This window comes from Pseudomonas sp. LFS074, assembly GCF_047978165.1.
GTDB lineage: Bacteria > Pseudomonadota > Gammaproteobacteria > Pseudomonadales > Pseudomonadaceae > Aquipseudomonas > Aquipseudomonas putida_P.
The window spans coordinates 719042-740783 of the sequence record NZ_JBFPFV010000003.1; the positions used below are offsets into that span (position 1 = coordinate 719042).

Sequence of the window (21742 nt, forward strand, 5' to 3'; positions counted from 1 at the left end):
ACTATGGCCCGTTTCGGAACGCAAAAACTCTACATTGATGGCGCTTACGTCGACGCTGGCAGCGATGCCACTTTCGAAGCCATCAACCCGGCCACTGGCGAAGTCCTCGCCCACGTACAGCGTGCCACCGAGGCCGACGTCGAGAAGGCCGTGGAAAGCGCCGAGCGTGGCCAGAAGGTCTGGGCTGCGATGACCGCCATGCAGCGTTCGCGCATCCTGCGCCGCGCTGTCGACATCCTGCGCGAGCGCAACGATGAACTGGCTCAGCTGGAAACCCTGGACACCGGCAAGTCGTACTCCGAAACCCGCTACGTCGACATCGTTACCGGCGCCGATGTGCTGGAATACTACGCAGGCCTGGTACCGGCCATCGAAGGCGAGCAGATCCCGCTGCGCGAATCGTCCTTTGTCTACACCCGCCGCGAGCCGCTGGGCGTGACCGTGGGTATCGGCGCCTGGAACTACCCGATCCAGATCGCCCTGTGGAAATCCGCCCCGGCCCTGGCCGCTGGCAACGCGATGATCTTCAAGCCGTCGGAAGTCACCTCGCTGACCACCCTGAAACTGGCCGAGATCTACACCGAAGCCGGCCTGCCGAATGGCGTGTTCAACGTGCTGACCGGCAGTGGCCGCGAAGTCGGTACCTGGCTGACCGAGCACCCACGCATCGAAAAAGTGTCCTTCACCGGCGGCACCACCACCGGCAAGAAAGTCATGGCCAGCGCCTCCAGCTCCTCGCTGAAGGAAGTCACCATGGAACTGGGCGGCAAATCGCCACTGATCATCTGCGCCGACGCCGACCTGGACAAGGCCGCCGACATCGCCATGATGGCCAACTTCTACAGCTCGGGCCAGGTGTGCACCAACGGCACCCGCGTGTTCATCCCAGCTGAAATGAAGGCTGCCTTCGAAGCCAAGATCGCCGAGCGCGTTGCCCGCATTCGCGTTGGCAACCCGGAAGACGAAAACACCAACTTCGGCCCGCTGGTCAGCTTCGCGCACATGGAAAACGTGCTGAGCTACATCGCCAAGGGCAAAGAAGAAGGTGCCCGCGTCCTGTGCGGCGGCGAGCGTCTGACCGAAGGCGAATTCGCCAAGGGCGCCTTCGTGGCCCCGACCGTGTTCACCGATTGCAGCGACGACATGACCATCGTCAAGGAAGAGATCTTCGGCCCGGTCATGAGCATTCTGTCCTACGAGACCGAAGAAGAAGTGATCCGTCGCGCCAACGACACCGAGTACGGCCTGGCTGCCGGTGTGTGCACCAACGACATCACCCGCGCCCACCGCATCATCCACAAGCTCGAAGCCGGTATCTGCTGGATCAACGCCTGGGGTGAATCGCCGGCCGAAATGCCGGTCGGTGGCTACAAGCAGTCGGGCGTTGGCCGTGAGAACGGCGTCAGCTCGCTGGCTCAATACACTCGCATCAAGTCGGTCCAGGTTGAGCTGGGCGGCTACAACTCGGTTTTCTAAACCCTGTCTAGCCACGCCCGTGCCTCTGTGCACGGGCGTTCCCGCTCCCTGATCACCGCCAACACGAGGGTACTTTCATGTCCCAAGAATTCGATTACATCATCGTCGGTGCCGGCTCGGCCGGTAACACCCTGGCTACCCGCCTGACCGAAGACGCCGGCGTCACCGTCCTGCTGCTTGAAGCCGGTGGCCCTGATTACCGCTTCGACTTCCGCACCCAGATGCCAGCTGCCCTGGCCTTCCCGCTGCAGGGCCGCCGCTACAACTGGGCCTACGAGACCGATCCCGAGCCGCACATGGACGGCCGCCGCATGGAATGTGGCCGTGGCAAAGGCCTGGGTGGCTCGTCGCTGATCAACGGCATGTGCTACATCCGTGGCAACGCCATGGACTTCGACGGCTGGGCAGAACTGCCAGGCCTGCAAGACTGGACCTACCTGGACTGCCTGCCCTACTTCCGCAAAGCCGAAACCCGCGACATCGGCCCGAACGACTACCACGGTGGCGAAGGCCCGGTCAGCGTCGCCACGCCGAAGGCTGGCAACAACCCGTTGTTCCACGCCATGGTTGAAGCCGGCGTACAAGCCGGTTACCCACGCACCGAAGACCTCAACGGCTACCAGCAGGAAGGCTTCGGCCCGATGGACCGTTCGGTCACCAAGAACGGCCGCCGTTCCAGCACCGCCCGTGGCTACCTGGACCAGGCCAAGAAGCGCCCGAACCTGACCATCGTCACCCACGCTCTGAGCGACCGCGTGCTGTTCGACGGCAAGCGCGCCGTAGGCGTGACCTACCTGGTCGGCGACAGTGAAGAGCGCGTTGAAGCCCGCGCCCGCAAGGAAGTGATCGTCAGCTCCGGCGCCATCGCCTCGCCGCAGCTGCTGCAGCGCTCCGGCGTTGGCCCGCGCGCCCTGCTGGAAAGCCTCGACATCCCGGTTGTGCACGATCTGCCGGGCGTTGGCGAAAACCTGCAGGACCACCTTGAGCTGTACCTGCAGTACGCCTGCACCCAACCGGTATCGCTGTACCCATCGCTGCTTTGGTGGAACCAGCCAGCCATCGGTGCAGAGTGGATGTTCAAAGGCACCGGTATCGGCGCCAGCAACCAGTTCGAGGCCGGTGGTTTCATCCGTACCCGCCCTGAGTTCAAGTGGCCGAACATTCAGTACCACTTCCTGCCAGTCGCCATTAACTACAACGGCTCCAATGGCGTGAAGGAACACGGCTTCCAGGCGCACATGGGCTCCATGCGCTCGCCTGCCCGCGGCCGCATCCAGGCCAAGTCGAAAGACCCGCGCCAGCACCCAAGCATCCTGTTCAACTACATGTCCACCGAGCAGGACTGGCAGGAGTTCCGCGACGGTATCCGCCTGACCCGCGAAATCATGGCCCAGCCGGCGCTGGACCCGTACCGTGGCCGCGAAATCAGCCCAGGCGCCGACGTGCAAACCGACGAGCAGCTGGACAAGTTCATCCGCGAGCACGCCGAAACCGCCTTCCACCCGTCCTGCTCGTGCAAGATGGGCACCGACGACATGGCAGTGGTCGATGGCGAAGGCCGCGTGCATGGCATGAAGGGCCTGCGTGTGGTCGATGCGTCGATCATGCCGCTGATCATCACCGGCAACCTCAACGCCACCACGATCATGATCGCCGAGAAAATTTCGGACAAGATCCGCGGCCGCAAGCCGTTGCCGCGCAGCACCGCCAAGTACTATGTGGCGGGTGATGCACCGGTGAAAGGCAAGCCGATGCGTGAAGTGAAGCAGGCGTAAACCTGCACCGGCCTTTTCGCGGGTAAACCCGCTCCCACACGGACATCACAAATCTCAAGTATTGTGAAAATCCTGTGGGAGCGGGCGTGCCCGCGAAGAGGCCCGCCCAGGCAACACACGGAAAGGCACCCACTGCGGTGCCTTTTGCACATCTGCAGAAACGCTTTACATGCTGCCAATTCATCAGGTTAGAATCGATTGGCACGCGACCTGCTAGCGACACGCTATCAAGCCTCCTCCCGCCCGTTGTCCCGGAGTACCTGCCTTTGGATGCAAGCACCATCAACAGCCTGTTCCTGATCGGCGCATTGCTGGTGGGCGCAAGTATCCTGGTCAGTTCGCTGTCGTCGCGCCTGGGTATCCCTATTCTGGTCATCATCCTCGCGGTCGGCATGGTCGCCGGTGTCGATGGTGGCGGCATCATCTTCAACAACTACCCAACCGCCTACCTGGTGGGCAACCTGGCACTGGCCGTGATCCTGCTTGACGGCGGCCTGCGCACGCGGGTGGCAAGCTTCCGCGTGGCACTGTGGCCGGCGCTGTCGCTGGCCACGGTCGGGGTGATGATCACCACCGCCCTCACCGGCCTGGTTGCCGCCTGGCTGTTCAACCTGAGCTTGATCCAAGGCCTGCTGATCGGCGCCATCGTTGGCTCCACCGACGCCGCTGCGGTGTTCTCGCTGCTGGGCGGCAAAGGCCTGAATGAGCGGGTTACCGCCACCCTGGAGATCGAGTCGGGCAGCAACGACCCGATGGCGGTGTTCCTCACCGTTACCCTGATCGACATGATCGCCAGCGGCCAGACCGGCCTGCACTGGAGCCTGCTGGGCCACTTGCTGCGCGAGTTCGGCATCGGCGGGCTGTTGGGCCTGGGCGGCGGCTGGCTGATGCTGCAACTGGTCAACCGCATCAACCTGGCCGGCGGCCTGTACCCGATTCTGGTCGTGGCCGGCGGCCTGGTGGTGTTCTCGCTGACCAACGCCTTGCACGGCAGCGGCTTCCTCGCCGTGTACCTGTGCGGCCTGGTGCTGGGCAACAAGCCAATTCGCAGCCGCCACGGCATTCTGCACATGCTCGACGGCATGGCCTGGCTGGCCCAGATCGGCATGTTCCTGGTGCTGGGGCTGCTGGTCACCCCGCACGACCTGCTGCCCATTGCCCTGCCGGCATTGGGCCTGGCGCTGTGGATGATCCTGGTGGCGCGGCCACTGTCGGTGGTCGCTGCACTGCTGCCGTTCAAGGCCTTCCATGGCCGCGAAAAGGGCTTTATTTCCTGGGTTGGCCTGCGCGGCGCGGTGCCGATCATTCTGGCGGTGTTCCCGCTGATGGCCGGCCTGCCGGACGCCCAGCTGTTCTTCAACCTGGCATTCTTCATCGTGCTGGTGTCACTGCTGGTACAAGGCACCAGCCTGCCGTGGATGGCCAAGCTGCTGAAAGTGACCGTACCACCAGACCCGGCACCGATCTCCCGCTCCGCCCTGGAAGTGCACGTCACCAGCGAATGGGAGCTGTTCGTGTACCGTCTGGGCGCCGAAAAATGGTGTATCGGGGCCGCCCTGCGCGAGCTGAAAATGCCCGAGGGCACACGTATTGCCGCCCTGTTCCGCAACGAGCAATTGCTGCACCCGTCGGGCAGTACCGTGCTGGAAGTTGGCGACATGCTCTGCGTGATCGGCCACGAGCACAACCTGCCAGCCCTGGGCAAACTGTTCAGCCAGGCGCCACAGCGTGGCCTGGACCTGCGTTTCTTCGGCGACTTCGTGCTCGAAGGCGATGCCGAACTGGGTGCGGTGGCAGCGTTGTACGGCCTGAAACTCGATGGCCTGGACGCGAAAATGCCGCTGGCACAGTTCATCCGACAAAAGGTCGGAGGCGCTCCAGTAGTAGGTGACCAGGTCGAATGGCATGGCACGATCTGGACCGTGGCGACCATGGACGGGAACAAGATCCAGAAAGTAGGCGTCAGATTCCCCGAAGGAACGCGACCCGGACCAGGATTGTTCCTCTAAACTTCGTTTCTGCCGGATCCACAAGTAGTCTGCCTATGTCCCTGCGCGCGTACCTTCGCACAGCCCTGCTCGGGCTGTGCCTGTCTCTCCCTTTTGCGGCCTACGCGGCAGAAGCCCCGACCACCGCCAGCATTCAGAACAGCCTCGACAAGATCGCCGAGCGCAAGCTGCCCGAGGCCGACCAGAAAGCCCTGCAGCAGGTGCTCGAACAAACGTTGAGCCTGCTCGCCAGCAAGGAAGACAACGAAAAGAAGCTTGCCGCGCTCAAGCAGCAACTGACCAGTGCGCCGAAAGAAACCAGCGACAACCAGAAAGAACTGGCCAGGCTCAAGGAAAGCAAAGCCCTGCCTGTCGCGCAGCGTTACGCAACGCTGACCGTGCCGCAGCTCGAACAGATGCTCAGCGAGCGCAACACCCAGCAGGGCGAGCTGCAAAAGGCGCTGTCCGAAGCCAACAGCCTGATCATCAACTCGCAAACCCGCCCCGAGCGCGCCCAGGCCGAAATCAGCAGCAGCCAGACCCGCACTCAGCAAATCAACAATATCCTCAAAACCGGCAAGGACGGAGGCAAGTCCATCAATGCCGACCAGCGCAACCAACTCAATGCCGAGCTGGCCTCGCTCAACGCACTGACGCTGCTGCGCCGCCAGGAACTGGCTGGCAACAGCCTGCTGCAAGACCTCGGCAATGCGCGTCACGACCTGCTGATCGAGCGCGCCGCGCGCCTGGAGCAGGAGATCCAGGACTTGCAGACGCTGATCAACGACAAGCGCCTGGCTCAGTCCCAGGAGGCGGTCACCCAGCAGTCGATCGAGGCGCAGAAGGCCGGCGGCAGCAGCCTGTTGGCCACCGAAAGCGCGGTCAACCTCAAGCTCTCCGACTACCTGCTCAAGAGCACCGACCGCCTCAACGAGTTGACCCAGCAGAACCTGCGCACCAAGCAGCAGCTCGACAGCCTGACCCAGGCCGACCAGGCGCTGGACGAGCAGATCAACGTGCTCAAGGGCAGCCTTTTGCTGTCGAAGATCCTCTACAAACAGAAGCAGACCCTGCCGCACCTGAAGGTAGACCGCGACCTGGCCGACCAGATCGCCGACACCCGCTTGTACCAGTTCGAGGTCAACCAGCAACGCGAGCAGATGAGCAGCCCGGTCACCTACGTCGACAAGCTGCTGGCCGCGCAACCGCAGGAAGATGTGACTCCGCAGCTGCGCAAGGCCCTGCTGGAAGTGGCCATCACCCGCAGCGACCTGCTGGAGCGGCTGAACCGCGAGCTGTCGGCGCTGCTCAATGAATCGATCACCCTGCAGCTCAACCAGAAGCAGTTGCTGGGCACCGCGCAGAGCCTGCGCACCACCCTCGACGAACAGATGTTCTGGATCCCCAGCAACAAGCCGCTGGACTGGGACTGGCTGCGTTATGTGCCGGAGCGTCTTGCCGACCAAGTTGCCAACCTGCCGTGGGGCTCGGGCCTGAAGGAACTGGCCGACGGCCTTAGCCAGCGCCCACTGTTGTTCCTGCCACTGCTGCTGGTGATCGGCGCCCTGCTGTGGCGGCGCAAGTACCTGTACCAACGGCTGGGCAAGGTGCACCAGGACATCGGCCACTTCCGCCGTGACAGCCAGTGGCACACGCCCCAGGCGATTCTCATCAACATCCTGCTGGCGATGCCGGTCAGCCTTGGCCTGGCACTGTGCAGCTACGCTTTGCAGATCGACGCCCGTGGGCAGAATGCCAACCTGGGCGCCGCGCTCTGGCAACTGGCCCAGGCCTGGCTGGTGTTCTACACCGCCTACCGCATTCTCGCCCCCGGTGGCGTGGCAGAAATTCACTTCCGCTGGCACAAGCCACAGGTCGAGTTCCTGCGCGGCTGGGTACGCCGCCTGGGCACCGTGGTGCTGGCGCTGGTTGGCGTGGTGGCAGTGGCCGAGCACCAGCCGTCGGCGCTGGCCGACGACGTGCTGGGCATCGGCGTGGTGCTGACCTGCTATGCGCTGATGGCCTGGCTGCTCAGCCGCCTGCTGCTCAGCAGCCCCGCGCACCGTGACACCTCGTTGTTCCGCAGGGCCGTGGGCGTAGCGTTCACCGCCCTGCCCATCGCCCTGTTCGTTGCCGTGTGCTTCGGCTACTACTACACCGCGCTGAAGCTCACCGACCGGTTGATCTACACCCTGTACCTGCTGCTGTTCTGGCTGGTGATCGAGGCCGCGTTCGTGCGTGGCCTGTCGGTAGCGGCACGGCGCCTGGCCTACCAGCGTGCGCTGAGCAAGCGTGCGGCGGCCAAGGAAGGGCTGGACGGCGAGGTCATCACCGAAGAGCCAACGCTGGACATCGAACAGGTCAACCAGCAGTCACTGCGCCTGATCCGCCTGGCCCTGCTCGGCGGCTTCATCGCCGGCCTGTACTGGGTGTGGTCAGACTTGATCTCGGTGTTCGCCTACCTCAACAACTTCGTACTGTACGAATACACCAGCGGCACCGGCGCGGCCGCCAGCATGGTGCCTATCAGCCTCGGCGACCTGCTGGGCGCGCTGGTGATCGTCGGCATCACCTTCGCCCTGGCCGGCAACTTGCCAGGCCTGCTGGAAGTACTGGTGCTGTCACGCCTGAACCTGGCCCAGGGCAGTGCCTACGCCACCACCACGCTGCTGTCGTACACCATCGTCGGTGTCGGGATCGTCAGCACCCTGTCGACCCTGGGGGTGAGCTGGGACAAGCTGCAGTGGCTGGTGGCCGCGCTGTCGGTGGGCCTGGGCTTCGGCATGCAGGAAATTTTCGCCAACTTCATCTCCGGCATCATGATCCTGTTCGAGCGCCCGGTGCGAATTGGCGACACCATCACCATCGGCAACCTGTCCGGCACGGTGAGCAAGATCCGCATCCGTGCCACCACCATCACCGACTTCGACCGCAAGGACATCATCGTCCCCAACAAGACCTTCATCACCGGCCAGCTGATCAACTGGTCGCTGACCGACACGGTCACCCGGGTGACGCTGAAGCTGGGCATCGACTACGGCTCCGACCTCGACCTGGTGCGCGAACTGCTGCTCAAGGGCGCACACGAGAACCCACGAGTGCTCAAGGACCCAGAGCCGATCGTGTACTTCCTCAACTTTGGCGAGAGCTCGCTGGACCACGAGTTGCGCATGCACGTACGTGACCTGGGCGATCGCAACCCGACGCTGGACGAAATCAACCGTTACATCAACCGCGAGTTCAAGGCACACAACATCAAGATCTCGGTGCGCCAGGTCGAGGTGTTCCTGATGGACCAGAAGGGCGGCAAACAGCAGGTTATTCCGCTGGAGCAACCTAAGCCGGATGGCACTGCACAGGCCTGAGTGGGCTCGAATGCTTTATTCTGTGCTGAACCCCAGGAGCAGCCCGTGAAAGCCCTCGACCAACTCAGCTTCGACAACCGCTTCGCCCGCCTGGGCGACGCGTTTTCCACCCAGGTGCTGCCTGAGCCCATCGCCGAGCCGCGGTTGGTCGTGGCAAGCGAATCGGCCATGGCGCTGCTCGACCTCGACCCCGCTCACGCCGAGCTTCCGGTGTTCGCCGAGTTGTTCAGCGGGCACAAGCTGTGGGAAGAGGCCGACCCTCGGGCGATGGTCTATTCCGGCCACCAGTTCGGCTCGTACAACCCGCGCCTGGGCGACGGCCGTGGCCTGCTGCTGGCCGAAGTACTGAACGATGCAGGTGAACACTGGGACCTGCACCTCAAAGGCGCCGGCCAAACGCCGTACTCGCGCATGGGTGACGGCCGTGCCGTGCTGCGCTCGTCGATCCGCGAATTTCTCGCCTCCGAAGCCCTGCACGCCCTCGGTATCCCCACCAGCCGGGCGCTGTGCGTGATCGGCTCCAGCACCCCGGTGTGGCGCGAAACCCGCGAAAGCGCCGCCATGCTCACGCGCCTGGCACAGAGCCATGTGCGCTTCGGTCATTTCGAATACTTCTACTACACCAAGCAACCCGAGCAGCAGCGTGTGCTGATCGACCATGTACTGGAGCAGCACTACCCCGAATGCCGTGATGCCGAGCAGCCCTACCTGGCCATGTTCCGCACCATTGTCGAGCGCAACGCCGAACTGATCGCCCGCTGGCAGGCCTACGGCTTTTGCCACGGGGTGATGAACACCGACAACATGTCGATCCTGGGCATCACCTTCGACTTCGGCCCGTATGCCTTCCTCGACGACTTCGATGCCAACTTCATCTGCAACCACTCCGACGACCGAGGCCGCTACAGCTACGCCAACCAGGTGCCCATCGCCCACTGGAACCTCAGCGCGCTGGCTCAGGCATTGACCACGGTGATCGAGGTTGAGCCACTGAAGGAAACGTTGGGGCTGTTCCTGCCGCTGTACCAGGCCCATTACCTGGACCTGATGCGCCGACGCTTGGGCCTGACCACTGCCGAAGAAGACGACATGGCGCTGGTCGAGCGACTGCTGCAATGCATGCAGCGTGGTGGCGTGGACTACAGCCTGTTCTTCCGCAAGCTGGGCGAACAGCCGGCGGCAGACGCACTCAAGGTGGTGCGCGACGACTTTATCGACCTGGCCGCTTTCGATGCCTGGGGCGCGGACTACCTGGCCCGTTGTGATCGCGAACCCGGTAATGCCGAAGGCCGCCGCGAGCGGATGCATGCGGTGAACCCGCTGTACGTGTTGCGCAACTACCTGGCGCAGAAAGCCATCGAAGCGGCAGAAGCGGGTGATTACAGTGAAGTGCGTCGGCTGCATCAAGTGCTTAGCCACCCCTTCGAAGAACAACCCGGTATGCAGGCCTACGCCGAACGGCCACCAGAATGGGGCAAGCACCTGGAAATCAGCTGCTCCTCCTGATTAACGCCAAACCCTGTGGGAGCGGCCTTGTGTCGCGATGGGCTGCAAAGCAGCCCCTAAAATATCAAGGAAACAACATGTCCGAACCGCTGGTAGTCCCCTGCCCCCACTGTAACGGCCTCAACCGCCTGCCCGCCGAGCGCCTGGGCGATACACCAAAATGCGGCCGCTGCAAACAGGACATGCTGCTGAGCACCCCTTTCGAGCTGACCGAAGCCAGCTACGCCAGCCAGATCAAGGGCGACCTACCGCTACTGGTCGACATCTGGGCCGACTGGTGCGGCCCGTGCAAGTCCTTTGCCCCCACCTTCGAACAGGCCGCCCGCCAGCTGACCGGCCGCTGCCGCCTGGCCAAGCTCGACAGCGAAGCCAACCGCAACCTTGCGGGGCAACTGGGCATTCGTTCGATCCCCAGCCTGCTGCTGTTCAAGAACGGCCGCGAAGTCAGCCGCCAGGCCGGGGCGTTTCCACTCCAGACGTTGCTGGAGTGGGTGCGTAGCCAAGGGGTTTAAGCGTTCTCTTCGAGCAACGAGTGCAACTCGACAAACTGCTGGGTCAGCTTGTGCTTGGGCTCCAGGTGAATCAGCGGCAGGCTGGCGTGGTGCGATTCACGCATCTTCACCGAGCTGCCCAGGTACACCGGCAGCACCGGTAACCCTTCGGCCAGCAGTTCGTCGAGCATCTGCTGTGGCAGGCTGGCACGGGACTGGAACTGGTTGACCACGATGCCTTCGACCATCAGGTCTTCGTTGTGGTCTTCCTTGAGGTCTTCGATCTCGGCCAGCAGGCCATACAGGGCCTGGCGCGAGAAGCTGTCGCAGTCGAAGGGAATGAGCACGCGATCAGCGGCAATCAACGCGGAAACCGCGTAGAAGTTCAGCGCCGGTGGGGTATCGATGTAGATACGCTCGTAGTCCTCGTCCAACTCGTCGAGCAGCTTACGCAGCTTGTTGATCTTGTGCTTGGCCTCAAGCTTGGGCTGCAGGTCGGCCAGCTCGGCGGTGGCGGTGACCACGTGCAGGTTGTCGAACGGCGTTTCGTAGATATCGACCTTGTTCTTCTTGCTGAACGGCCCGCTGGACAGGCTTTGCTTGAAAAAGTCGGCGATACCCATGGGGATGTCCTCGCCGGTCAGGCCAGTGAGGTACTGGGTCGAGTTAGCCTGGGCATCCAGGTCGATCAGCAAGGTCCGGTAGCCTTCATTGGCACTGACCGCCGCAAGGTTGCAGGCGATGCTCGACTTGCCCACGCCACCTTTCTGATTGAATACCACGCGCCGCATGATTGACCTCCGTGTTTCAACGAATGCCCGAGTATGTGGTGACGCTGCGGCAATGGCCAGTGCCATTTGACCGGCATCAGCCCTGGCCGACCACTTGCCCCGTCAACAGCTCGGCAAACGCTTTGGCCATCACCGAATTACCGCGCTCGCGTTGCACCAGCCACACCGCCGACATCGCCCCTTCATCCAGCAGCGTGCGGTACACCACGCCTTCAATGCGCATGCGCTGGAACGACGCCGGCAACACCGACACGCCCAACCCCGCCGACACCAGGCCAATGATGGTCATCGCCTCCCCCGCCTCTTGTGCGAAGTGCGGGCTGAAGCCCGCCTGTCGCGCCAGGCTCAGCAATTGCGCATGCAGGCCGCTGCCATAACTGCGCGGGAAGAACACGAACGGTTCATGGGCCAGTGCCGCCATATAAACACCCTGCTCAGTGCCCTCGGCCAGCGGATGCGAGGCATTGATCACCGCCACCAGCGGCTCGCGGAACAACTCGGTGGCCACCAGCCCTTCCGGTAGCGGCATCGGCCGCATCAACCCCACTTCGATCGATTCATCGAACACCCCTTCGGCAACATCACGGCTGCTCATTTCCTTGAGGTTCAGGTGCACCGACGGGAAGCGCTGACGGAAGGCATGGATCGCCTTGGGAATTTTCGAGGTGAACGGAGCCGACGAGGTGAAGCCTATTTTCATCTCGCCCAGCTCTCCCAGCTGCGCACGCCGGGCCACATCTGCCGCCTTTTCTACCTGCGCCAGCACCTGCCTGGCCTCTTCAAGGAACAGCCGCCCCGCCTCGCTCAGCTCGACCCGACGATTGGTACGGTCGAACAGACGCGCCCCCAGCTCTTGTTCCAGCGCCTGGATCTGCTGGCTCAAGGGTGGCTGTGAAATACCCAGCTGCTGGGCGGCGCGGCCAAAGTGCAGCTCTTCGGCCACGGCGATGAAGTAACGCAGATGGCGCAGTTCCATGATGGGCTCCAAACAGGTCGTAAAACATCTTAAATAGGTCGAACAATATATTGGATCTAATCATTAGCCAGCTATATGCTTTTTTCATTGCGCCAGAGGTACCCGCCCGTGAAAACTGCTGTAGCCCCCCTTCCTGCCGAGCCCGAACCTGCCACCCTGAACGACATGTGGATCGAGAAAGGCACCCCCGCCTTCATGAAGACCGTGCTGGCCCTGTTCAGCGGCGGCTTCGCCACCTTCGCCCTGCTGTACTGCGTACAGCCGATGATGCCGCTGCTGTCCAAGGAATTTGCCATCAACGCGGCGCAAAGCAGCTTGGTGCTATCGGTGTCCACTGCCATGCTGGCGTTCGGCCTGCTGATCACCGGCCCCATTTCTGACCGCATCGGGCGCAAGCCGGTGATGGTGTTCGCCTTGGTCTGCGCCGCCCTGTCCACCCTGGCCAGCGCAGTGATGCCGAGCTGGGAGCTGGTACTGGCCACCCGTGCGTTGGTCGGCCTGTCGTTGAGCGGCCTGGCTGCGGTGGCAATGACCTACCTGAGCGAAGAGATCCACCCGCAACACATTGGCCTGGCAATGGGTCTGTACATCGGCGGCAACGCGATTGGCGGCATGAGTGGGCGGCTAATCACTGGCGTCCTGATCGACTTCGTCAGCTGGCACACGGCGATGCTGACCATCGGTGGCCTGGCCCTGGTAGCCGCACTGGTGTTCTGGAAGGTACTGCCCGAATCGCGCAACTTCCGCCCGCAGATGATGAGCCCGCGCAGCCTTCTGGATGGCTTTGTCATGCATTTCAAGGATGCCGGCCTGCCCTGGCTGTTCCTCGAAGCCTTCCTGCTGATGGGTGCGTTCGTCACCTTGTTCAACTATATCGGCTACCGGCTGCTGGCCGAGCCTTACCACATGAACCAGGCGCTGGTGGGCTTGCTGTCGGTGGTTTATCTGTCGGGCATCTACAGCTCGGCGCAAGTCGGTGCCCTGGCTGACAAGCTGGGCCGGCGCAAGGTGTTCTGGGCCAGTATCGTGGTGATGGCCGGCGGCTTGCTGATGACCCTGGCCAGCCCGCTGGCCATGGTGATCGTGGGTATGCTGGTGTTCACCTTCGGCTTCTTTGGCGCACACTCGGTGGCCAGCAGCTGGATCGGACGCAGAGCGCTGAAGGCCAAGGGACAGGCGTCGTCGCTGTACCTGTTCAGCTACTACGCAGGGTCCAGCGTGGCCGGTACGGCGGGCGGGGTGTTCTGGCACCAGTGGGGCTGGAATGGCATTGGGCTGTTCATTGGCAGCTTGCTGGCGGTGGCGTTGCTGGTGGCGTTGCACCTGAGCAAGTTACCCCCTAAATCGAGCTGACCCAGGGGGCCGCTTTGCGGCCCCAAAATCTCAGATCAGTTGATGATCTCGACAATATCCACATCCACTTCACGGCTCATCAGGTGCTTCTCCACCTCACCGGTCAGCTTGACCTTGGTCTTGTCGTTGAACGGCGTCGGCGGCAGGTCTTCGTCATCGATCTCGACGGTAATGGTGCCGGTGTTGTCCTTGAACTCGTACTTGTCGTCGTTGTTGATCTTCTTGGTCACGAAGCCCTGCAGCACCACTGGGGTGTCATCGGCAGCGTCGTTGGCAGCGGCGACGGTGGTGACCGACTGGGCACCGGGGCCGGTATAGCCAGCAGCAAGTGCGGCAGTGCTGAACAGCGGGGCGAGGATCAGGGCGAGATAACGGGTTTTCATGAGGATAGGGTCCTGTTTCGGTTTCGATGGGACCAGATTAACGACGTTCGCTGAATTAAAACTTAATGCGACAAAAAGCCCGGCACAGGGCCGGGCTTTGCTTTCCAGCAATCAACTCACTGGTGATACTGCGCCGACAGTTCATGCACGGCGTTGATGAACACGCCAGCATGCTCCGGGTCGACTTCCGGGGTAATGCCATGGCCCAGGTTGAATACGTGGCCGGTGCCTTGGCCATAGCTGGCCAGGATGCGCGCCACTTCCTGGCGGATGGCCTCGGGCTTGGCGTACAGCACGGTCGGGTCCATGTTGCCTTGCAGGGCAACCTTGTCACCTACGCGGCGGCGGGCGTCGCCGATCTCGCAGGTCCAGTCCAGGCCCAGTGCATCGGCACCGGCTTCGGCGATGCTTTCCAGCCACAGGCCGCCGTTCTTGGTGAACAGGATCACCGGCACCTTGCGCCCTTCGTGCTCGCGGATCAGGCCGCTGACGATCTTGCGCATGTAGGCCAGGGAGAATTCCTGGTAGGCCGCCGCCGACAGGTTGCCGCCCCAGGTATCGAAAATTTGCACAGCCTGAGCACCGGCCAGAATCTGGCCGTTCAGGTAGCTGGTGACCGACTGGGCCAGCTTGTCCAGCAGCAGGTGCAGGGCTTGCGGGTTGTCGTAGGCCATGGCCTTGGTCTTGCGGAAGTCCTTCGACGAGCCGCCTTCAACCATGTAGGTGGCCAGGGTCCAAGGGCTGCCGGAGAAGCCGATCAACGGCACGCGGCCGTTAAGCTCGCGACGGATGGTGCTGACCGCGTCCATCACGTAGCCCAGATCTTTTTGCGGGTCGGGGATGGGCAGTGCTTCGATGTCGGCCGGGGTGCTGATGACCTTCTTGAAACGCGGGCCTTCGCCGGTTTCGAAATACAGGCCCAGGCCCATGGCATCAGGGATGGTGAGGATGTCCGAGAACAGGATCGCTGCGTCCAGCGGGTAGCGGTCCAGCGGCTGCAGGGTGACCTCGCAGGCAAACTGCGGGTTCATGCACAGGCTCATGAAGTCACCGGCCTTGGCGCGGCTGGCGCGGTACTCCGGCAGGTAGCGGCCGGCCTGGCGCATCATCCACACCGGGGTAACGTCTACGGGTTGCTTGAGCAGAGCACGCAGGAAACGATCGTTCTTCAGGGCAGTCATGTCGGCATCCGGAAAAATAGTGCGGGCATTTTCTCAGACGCACAAAGAAAAGGCACGGCTGTTTGCCGTGCCTTTTCTCTATGGGTATGTCCTGGATCAATAGATTTTGTATACAAAATCTAAAACAGTCAGACCTCGAGGTAGTCCAGAATGCCTTCGGCAGCTGTACGCCCTTCGAAAATAGCCGTCACTACCAAGTCCGAACCACGCACCATGTCGCCACCGGCAAACACTTTCGGGTTGCTGGTCTGGTGCTTGAACTTGCCTTTCTCCGGTGCCACGACACGGCCCTGACTGTCCAGCTGAATGCCATGCTGCTCGAACCACGGCGCCGGGCTCGGGCGAAAGCCGAAGGCGATCACCACGGCATCGGCCGGCAGGATCTCTTCGGAGCCCGGGATCGGCTCGGGGCTGCGGCGGCCACGGGCATCCGGCTCACCCAGGCGGGTCTCGACCACTTTCACGCCTTCGACCTTGTCCTCGCCGACAATGGCGATTGGCTGACGGTTATAGAGGAACTTCACGCCCTCTTCCTTGGCGTTCTTCACCTCTTTGCGCGAACCCGGCATGTTGGCTTCGTCACGGCGATAGGCACAGGTCACTGCCTTGGCACCCTGGCGGATCGAGGTGCGGTTGCAGTCCATCGCGGTGTCACCACCGCCCAGCACCACGACCTTTTTGCCCTGCATATCGACGAAGTCTTCCGGCGACTTCTCGAAGCCCAGGTTGCGGTTGACGTTGGCAATCAGGAAGTCCAGTGCGTCATGCACGCCCGGCAGGTCTTCGCCCGGGAAGCCGCCCTTCATGTAGGTGTAGGTACCCATGCCCATGAACACCGCGTCGTACTCGGCGAGCAGCTGCTCCATGGTCACGTCCTTGCCCACCTCGGTGTTCAGGCGGAACTCGATACCCATGCCGGTGAACACTTCGCGGCGGTTGCTGAGCACGGTCTTTTCCAGCTTGAACTCGGGGATGCCAAAGGTCAGCAAGCCGCCGATTTCCGGGTTCTTGTCGAACACCACCGGGGTTACGCCAGCGCGCACCAGCACGTCAGCACAACCCAGGCCGGCCGGGCCGGCGCCGATGATGGCGACGCGCTTGCCGGTTGGCTTGACCTTGGACATGTCCGGGCGCCAGCCCATGGCGAAAGCGGTGTCGGTGATGTACTTCTCCACAGAACCGATGGTCACTGCGCCGAAGCCATCGTTCAGGGTGCAGGCCCCCTCGCACAGGCGGTCTTGCGGGCACACGCGGCCGCACACTTCAGGCAGGGTGTTGGTCTGGTGCGACAGTTCCGCCGCAGCCAGGATGTTGCCTTCGGAAACCAGCTTCAACCAGTTGGGGATGAAGTTGTGCACCGGGCACTTCCACTCGCAATACGGGTTACCGCAGCCCAGGCAGCGGTGTGCCTGCTCCACGGACTGCTGCGGCTTGAACGGCTCGTAGATTTCCACGAACTCCTTCTTGCGCTGGCGCAGCAGCTTTTTCTTCGGGTCCTTGCGGCCCACTTCGATGAACTGGAAGTCGTTGTTCAGACGTTCAGCCATTTTTCAAAACCTCTTTACCGCAGTTGCCAGCCCTAGGCTGCAAGCTGCAAGACGATCACTTGAGCACGACGGACCCCGCGCACGGGGCCGTCACTTGCAGCTGTTCTTACTGCGGGTTGGCACGGGTGCTGGACAGCAGTTGCTTCAGGTTGGCTGCCTTCGGCTTCACCAGCCAGAAGCGCCGCACGTAGTCGTCCAGGTTCTCCGAGAGCTCACGCCCCCACTCGCTGCCGGTTTCTTCCACGTACTCGGCAAGGACGCGCGCCAAGTGGCTGCGGTAAGCCTCCATCGCTTCACCACTGATGCGCTGAATTTCCACCAGCTCATGGTTGAGTTTGTCGACGAAGGTGTTGTCCATGTCGAGCACGTAGGCGAAGCCGCCAGTCATGCCAGAACCGAAGTTGTAACCGGTCTTGCCCAAGACGCAGACAAAGCCACCGGTCATGTACTCACAGCAGTGATCGCCAGTGCCCTCGACAACAGCGTGGGCGCCGGAGTTACGCACAGCGAAGCGCTCGCCCGCGGTACCGGCGGCAAACAGCTTGCCGCCAGTGGCACCGTACAGGCAGGTGTTGCCGACGATGGCGCTGTGCTGGGTTTCGAACGGGCTGCCGGCTGGCGGCACGATGGTGACCTTGCCACCGGTCATGCCCTTGCCGACGTAGTCGTTGGCATCACCTTGCAGGTGCAGGTTCAGGCCGCCGGCGTTCCATACGCCGAAGCTCTGGCCCGCAGTACCCTTGAAGCGGAAGGTGATCGGGTTGGCGGCCATGCCCTGGTTGCCGTACAGCTTGGCGATTTCGCCAGAGATACGGGCACCGATGGAACGGTCGCAGTTGCAGATGTCGAGGTCGAACTCGCCACCGGCCTGGTCGCGAATCGCTGGCAGGGCCATTTCCACCATTTTCTCGGCCAACTCGCCCTTGTCGAACGGCGGGTTCTTGTCGACTTCGCAGAACTGCGGCTTGTCTGCCGGAATGTGCGAGCTGCCCAGCAGCGGCGACAGGTCCAGGTACTGCTGGCGCTCGGTGTCGCCTGGCAGTACGTCGAGCAGGTCGGTACGGCCGATCAGTTCGCCGAGGCTGCGCACGCCCAGCTTGGCCAGCCACTCACGGGTTTCTTCGGCAACGAAGGTGAAGAAGTTGATCACCATGTCGACGGTGCCGATGTAGTGGTCCTTGCGCAGCTTGTCGTTCTGGGTGGCTACGCCGGTGGCGCAGTTGTTCAGGTGGCAGATACGCAGGTACTTGCAGCCCAGGGCGATCATTGGTGCGGTGCCGAAGCCGAAGCTTTCGGCGCCGAGGATGGCTGCCTTGATCACGTCCAGGCCAGTTTTCAGGCCACCGTCGGTCTGTACCCGTACCTTGCCGCGCAGGTCGTTGCCGCGCAGGGTCTGGTGGGTTTCAGCCAGGCCCAGTTCCCATGGGGCGCCAGCGTACTTGATCGAGGTCAGCGGCGACGCACCAGTGCCACCGTCGTAACCGGAAATGGTGATCAGGTCTGCATAAGCCTTGGCCACACCAGCGGCAATCGTACCGACGCCAGCCTCGGCCACCAATTTGACCGACACCAGCGCCTGCGGGTTGACCTGCTTGAGGTCGTAGATCAGCTGGGCAAGGTCTTCGATCGAGTAGATATCGTGGTGCGGCGGCGGTGAGATCAGGGTCACGCCAGGTACCGCATAGCGCAGCTTGGCGATCAGGCCGTTGACCTTGCCGCCCGGCAGCTGGCCGCCCTCACCGGGCTTGGCGCCCTGGGCAACCTTGATCTGCAGCACCTCGGCGTTGACCAGGTATTCCGGGGTCACACCAAAGCGGCCGGTGGCCACCTGCTTGATCTTCGAGCTCTTGATGGTGCCGTAGCGCGACGGGTCTTCACCGCCCTCACCGGAGTTGGAACGCGCACCCAGGCGGTTCATGGCTTCGGCCAACGCTTCGTGGGCTTCCGGCGACAGTGCGCCCAGCGAGATACCGGCGGAATCGAAGCGCTTGAGGATAGCCTCCAGCGGTTCGATCTGCTCCAGCGCCAGTGGCTGGTCGGCCACTTTCACTTTCAGCAGGTCGCGGATCATCGATACCGGGCGCTGGTCGACCAGCGTGGTGTATTCCTTGAACTTGGCGTAGTCGCCCTGCTGCACAGCGGCTTGCAGGGTGTTGACCACATCCGGGTTGTAAGCGTGGTATTCGCCACCGTGGACGAACTTCAGCAGGCCACCTTGCTGAATCGGCTTGCGCGCGCTCCAGGCTTCGGCCGCCAGCAGCTTCTGGTCGCTTTCCAGGTCAACGAAACGCGCCCCCTTGATGCGGCTGGACACACCCTTGAAGCTCAGACCGACCACTTCTTCGGCCAAACCGATGGCTTCGAACAGCTGCGCACCACGGTACGAGGCGATGGTGGAGATACCCATCTTCGACAGGATCTTCAGCAGGCCTTTGGAGATGCCTTTGCGGTAGTACTTGAAGACTTCGTCCAGGTCGCCCAGCACTTCGCCGGTGCGGATCAGGTCGGCCAGTACTTCATACGCCAGGTACGGGTAAACGGCCGAGGCACCGAAGCCCAGCAGCACAGCGAAATGATGCGGGTCACGGGCGGTGGCGGTTTCCACCAGGATGTTGCTGTCGCAACGCAGGCCTTGCTCGGTCAGGCGGTGATGCACCGCACCAACGGCCAACGACGCATGCACAGGCAGCTTGCCTGGGGCGATATAACGGTCGCTCAGCACCAGCTGGGTCTTGCCCGCGCGCACAGCCTCTTCGGCCTGGTCGGCGATGTTGCGAATGGCCGCTTCCAGGCCGATGCCCTGCTCGTAATTGAGGTCGATCAGCTGGCGGTCGAAGCCTTCGCGCTCCAGGTTCATCAGCGAACGCCACTTGGCGGGCGAAATGACCGGCGAGCTGAGGATGACCCGCGATGCGTGCTCCGGGGACTCCTGGAAGATGTTGCGCTCGGCACCCAGGCAGATTTCCAGCGACATCACGATCGCTTCACGCAGCGGATCGATCGGTGGGTTGGTCACCTGAGCGAACTGCTGGCGGAAGAAATCGTACGGCGACCGCACACGCTGCGACAGCACGGCCATTGGCGTGTCGTCACCCATCGAGCCAACGGCTTCCTGGCCCTGCTCACCCAGCGGGCGCAGCACCTGGTCACGCTCTTCGAAGGTGACCTGGAACATCTTCATGTATTGCTTGAGCTGGTCAGCGTCGTAGCTGGCCACACCCTGGTCGTCGGTCAGCGTCGCCTGAATGCGGGTAGCGTGCTGACGCAGCCAGCGCTTGTACGGGTGACGCGACTTAAGGCGGTTGTCGATGGCGTCGGTGTCGAGGATCTGGCCGGTTTCGGTGTCCACGGCAAGGATTTGACCTGGGCCGACACGGCCCTTGGCCAGCACCTCCTCAGGCTGATAGCCCCAAACGCCGATTTCCGAGGCGATGGTGATGTAGCCGTTGGTGGTGGTTACCCAGCGCGCCGGGCGCAGGCCGTTGCGGTCGAGCAGGCACACCGCGTGGCGGCCTTCGGTCATGACGATACCGGCCGGGCCATCCCACGGCTCCATGTGCATGGAGTTGTATTCGTAGAAGGCGCGCAGGTCGGCGTCCATGGTCTCGACGTTCTGCCAGGCTGGCGGTACCAGCATGCGCACGCCGCGGAACAGGTCGATGCCACCGGTGACCATCAACTCCAGCATGTTGTCCATGCTCGACGAGTCGGAACCGACGCGGTTGACCAGCGGGCCAAGCTCTTCGAGGTCGGGGATCTGGTCGTTGGCGAACTTGGTGCGACGGGCCATTGCCCAGTTGCGGTTGCCGGTGATGGTGTTGATCTCGCCGTTGTGGGCGAGGAAGCGGAACGGTTGCGCCAGCGGCCATTTCGGCAGGGTGTTGGTGGAGAAGCGCTGGTGAAACACGCAGATCGCGGTTTGCAGGCGCTCGTCACCCAGGTCTGGATAGAACGCCGCGAGATCGCGCGGCATCATCAGGCCTTTGTAGATGATGGTCTTGTGCGAGAAGCTGCAGATGTAGTGGTCGCTATCGTGGGCGTTGGCCACCGACGAACGGCGACGGGCACTGAACAGCTTGATGGCGAATTCCTGGTCGCTCAGGCCTTCACCGCCGATGAACACCTGCTCGATCTGCGGCAGACGCTCCAGGGCCAGGCGGCCCAGCACGCTGGTGTCGATCGGCACCTTGCGCCATCCGACCAGCTTCAGGCCAGCGGCGAGGATTTCGCGGTCCATGTTAGCGCGAGCCGCTTCGGCTTTGACCGGGTCCTGGTTGAAGAACACCATGCCGACGGCGTATTGCTTGGGCAGCTCGACGGCGAAGTGTTCCTGGGCCACGGCACGCAGAAATTGATCGGGCTTCTGCATAAGCAGACCGCAACCGTCACCGGTCTTGCCGTCGGCGTTGATGCCGCCGCGGTGGGTCATGCAAGTCAGTGCCTGCATGGCGGTTTGCAGAAGGTGGTGGCTCGGTTCACCCGTCATATGGGCGATCAGGCCAAAACCACAGTTGTCCTTGAATTCTTCGGGATGGTACAGACCTGTTTTCATAGACACATTCTCACCAGGTTCACCTCTCAACGGAGGCAAATCTCTTTTTTAACAACCACTTACCATCCACGCCGATCAAACGCCAGCTTTTTTGCGGTGGCCATGGAAAACCATTGTTGCACAGCGACAGCGATGCCCACAAATTTTCATGTCTCACCATTGAAAATTTATGTCGCAATTTTGAATGTTTTTGCGCCATGCGCCGTGATAGCGGCTTGGCTTGAGTCTGAAGCGTTTCAGCCATGACTGCAACTAGGGGCTTGTGGCCGGCAGTCTGGGACAGAAAAGCCTGCCGCGCTCGGGCGCAGCAGGCTAGTCGAAAGCTAGAATTCGCTTAGCTACAGGGCGGCGGGGTGAT

14 protein-coding genes are annotated in these 21742 nt (G+C 62.4%); 7 read left to right on the forward strand and 7 right to left on the reverse strand.

The genetic code is table 11. The features are described 5' to 3' along the window. Positions 1-3: 3 nt before the first annotated feature. The 6 genes from betB (at position 4) to trxC (ending at position 10622) form a co-directional block, all read left to right on the forward strand. On the forward strand, positions 4-1476 hold the full coding sequence (gene betB / locus ACNQP3_RS27270) for a betaine-aldehyde dehydrogenase (RefSeq protein WP_012274617.1): 1473 nt from the start codon (positions 4-6) through the stop codon (positions 1474-1476). A 77-nt stretch (positions 1477-1553) separates the two neighbouring features. Then, the gene (gene betA, locus ACNQP3_RS27275) at positions 1554-3251 is read left to right on the forward strand and encodes a choline dehydrogenase (RefSeq protein ID WP_012274618.1); all 1698 of its coding nucleotides are present in this window, start codon (positions 1554-1556) and stop codon (positions 3249-3251) included. Between the two features lie 266 nt (positions 3252-3517). After that, on the forward strand, positions 3518-5260 hold the full coding sequence (locus tag ACNQP3_RS27280) for a potassium/proton antiporter (protein ID WP_012274619.1): 1743 nt from the start codon (positions 3518-3520) through the stop codon (positions 5258-5260). Positions 5261-5295: 35 nt separating this feature from the next. Then, complete coding sequence (mscK, locus tag ACNQP3_RS27285) at positions 5296-8604, forward strand: mechanosensitive channel MscK (protein WP_264316630.1); 3309 nt, start codon at positions 5296-5298, stop codon at positions 8602-8604. A 45-nt stretch (positions 8605-8649) separates the two neighbouring features. Next, positions 8650-10110 carry a protein adenylyltransferase SelO gene (gene selO / locus ACNQP3_RS27290; RefSeq protein ID WP_012274621.1) on the forward strand — a complete coding sequence of 487 codons (1461 nt, stop codon included), beginning with the start codon at positions 8650-8652 and terminating at the stop codon, positions 10108-10110. A gap of 77 nt (positions 10111-10187) precedes the next feature. Beyond that, on the forward strand, positions 10188-10622 hold the full coding sequence (gene trxC / locus ACNQP3_RS27295; protein ID WP_012274622.1) for a thioredoxin TrxC: 435 nt from the start codon (positions 10188-10190) through the stop codon (positions 10620-10622). Here the strand turns inward: trxC and ACNQP3_RS27300 are convergent. Next, positions 10619-11392, reverse strand: coding sequence for a ParA family protein (locus tag ACNQP3_RS27300; RefSeq protein ID WP_012274623.1), 774 nt, complete (start codon positions 11390-11392; stop codon positions 10619-10621). The two genes, trxC and ACNQP3_RS27300, sit on opposite strands and share 4 nt — an antisense overlap. 76 nt (positions 11393-11468) lie before the next feature. Further along, positions 11469-12368 carry a LysR family transcriptional regulator gene (locus ACNQP3_RS27305; RefSeq protein WP_060493006.1) on the reverse strand — a complete coding sequence of 300 codons (900 nt, stop codon included), beginning with the start codon at positions 12366-12368 and terminating at the stop codon, positions 11469-11471. A 165-nt stretch (positions 12369-12533) separates the two neighbouring features. On the opposite strand from ACNQP3_RS27305, the gene ACNQP3_RS27310 reads away from it, so the two are divergent. Then, a complete protein-coding gene (locus tag ACNQP3_RS27310; protein WP_223296423.1) occupies positions 12534-13721 on the forward strand; it encodes an MFS transporter in 1188 nt (395 codons plus the stop codon). 35 nt (positions 13722-13756) lie between these two features. Here ACNQP3_RS27310 and ACNQP3_RS27315 read toward each other — a convergent pair whose 3' ends face one another. The 5 genes from ACNQP3_RS27315 to ACNQP3_RS27335 form a co-directional block, all read right to left on the reverse strand. Further along, positions 13757-14104, reverse strand: coding sequence for a YgiW/YdeI family stress tolerance OB fold protein (locus ACNQP3_RS27315; RefSeq protein WP_012274626.1), 348 nt, complete (start codon positions 14102-14104; stop codon positions 13757-13759). A gap of 116 nt (positions 14105-14220) precedes the next feature. Further along, positions 14221-15285 (reverse strand): uroporphyrinogen decarboxylase, encoded by a 1065-nt coding sequence (gene hemE / locus ACNQP3_RS27320; RefSeq protein WP_060493005.1) that lies wholly within the window; start codon positions 15283-15285, stop codon positions 14221-14223. 128 nt (positions 15286-15413) lie between these two features. Continuing rightward, on the reverse strand, positions 15414-16832 hold the full coding sequence (locus ACNQP3_RS27325) for an FAD-dependent oxidoreductase (protein ID WP_003249156.1): 1419 nt from the start codon (positions 16830-16832) through the stop codon (positions 15414-15416). A 106-nt stretch (positions 16833-16938) separates the two neighbouring features. Beyond that, entirely contained in the window at positions 16939-21384 is a 4446-nt protein-coding gene (gene gltB / locus ACNQP3_RS27330) for a glutamate synthase large subunit (RefSeq protein WP_012274628.1), read from the reverse strand. Between the two features lie 19 nt (positions 21385-21403). Next, entirely contained in the window at positions 21404-21628 is a 225-nt protein-coding gene (locus tag ACNQP3_RS27335; protein ID WP_141729057.1) for a hypothetical protein, read from the reverse strand. Between the last annotated feature and the right edge of the window lie 114 nt (positions 21629-21742).

Excerpts from the sequence above, each read along its gene's own strand:
- trxC (WP_012274622.1), top strand. The coding sequence starts at position 10,188 with ATGTCCGAACCGCTGGTAGTCCCCTGCCCCCACTGTAACGGCCTCAAC.
- mscK (WP_264316630.1), top strand. The coding sequence starts at position 5,296 with ATGTCCCTGCGCGCGTACCTTCGCACAGCCCTGCTCGGGCTGTGCCTG.
- ACNQP3_RS27325 (WP_003249156.1), bottom strand. The coding sequence starts at position 16,832 with ATGGCTGAACGTCTGAACAACGACTTCCAGTTCATCGAAGTGGGCCGC.
- betB (WP_012274617.1), top strand. The coding sequence starts at position 4 with ATGGCCCGTTTCGGAACGCAAAAACTCTACATTGATGGCGCTTACGTC.
- gltB (WP_012274628.1), bottom strand. The coding sequence starts at position 21,384 with ATGAAAACAGGTCTGTACCATCCCGAAGAATTCAAGGACAACTGTGGT.
- betA (WP_012274618.1), top strand. The coding sequence starts at position 1,554 with ATGTCCCAAGAATTCGATTACATCATCGTCGGTGCCGGCTCGGCCGGT.
- ACNQP3_RS27300 (WP_012274623.1), bottom strand. The coding sequence starts at position 11,392 with ATGCGGCGCGTGGTATTCAATCAGAAAGGTGGCGTGGGCAAGTCGAGC.
- ACNQP3_RS27335 (WP_141729057.1), bottom strand. The coding sequence starts at position 21,628 with ATGGCTGAAACGCTTCAGACTCAAGCCAAGCCGCTATCACGGCGCATG.
- hemE (WP_060493005.1), bottom strand. The coding sequence starts at position 15,285 with ATGACTGCCCTGAAGAACGATCGTTTCCTGCGTGCTCTGCTCAAGCAA.
- ACNQP3_RS27315 (WP_012274626.1), bottom strand. The coding sequence starts at position 14,104 with ATGAAAACCCGTTATCTCGCCCTGATCCTCGCCCCGCTGTTCAGCACT.
- ACNQP3_RS27305 (WP_060493006.1), bottom strand. The coding sequence starts at position 12,368 with ATGGAACTGCGCCATCTGCGTTACTTCATCGCCGTGGCCGAAGAGCTG.
- ACNQP3_RS27310 (WP_223296423.1), top strand. The coding sequence starts at position 12,534 with ATGTGGATCGAGAAAGGCACCCCCGCCTTCATGAAGACCGTGCTGGCC.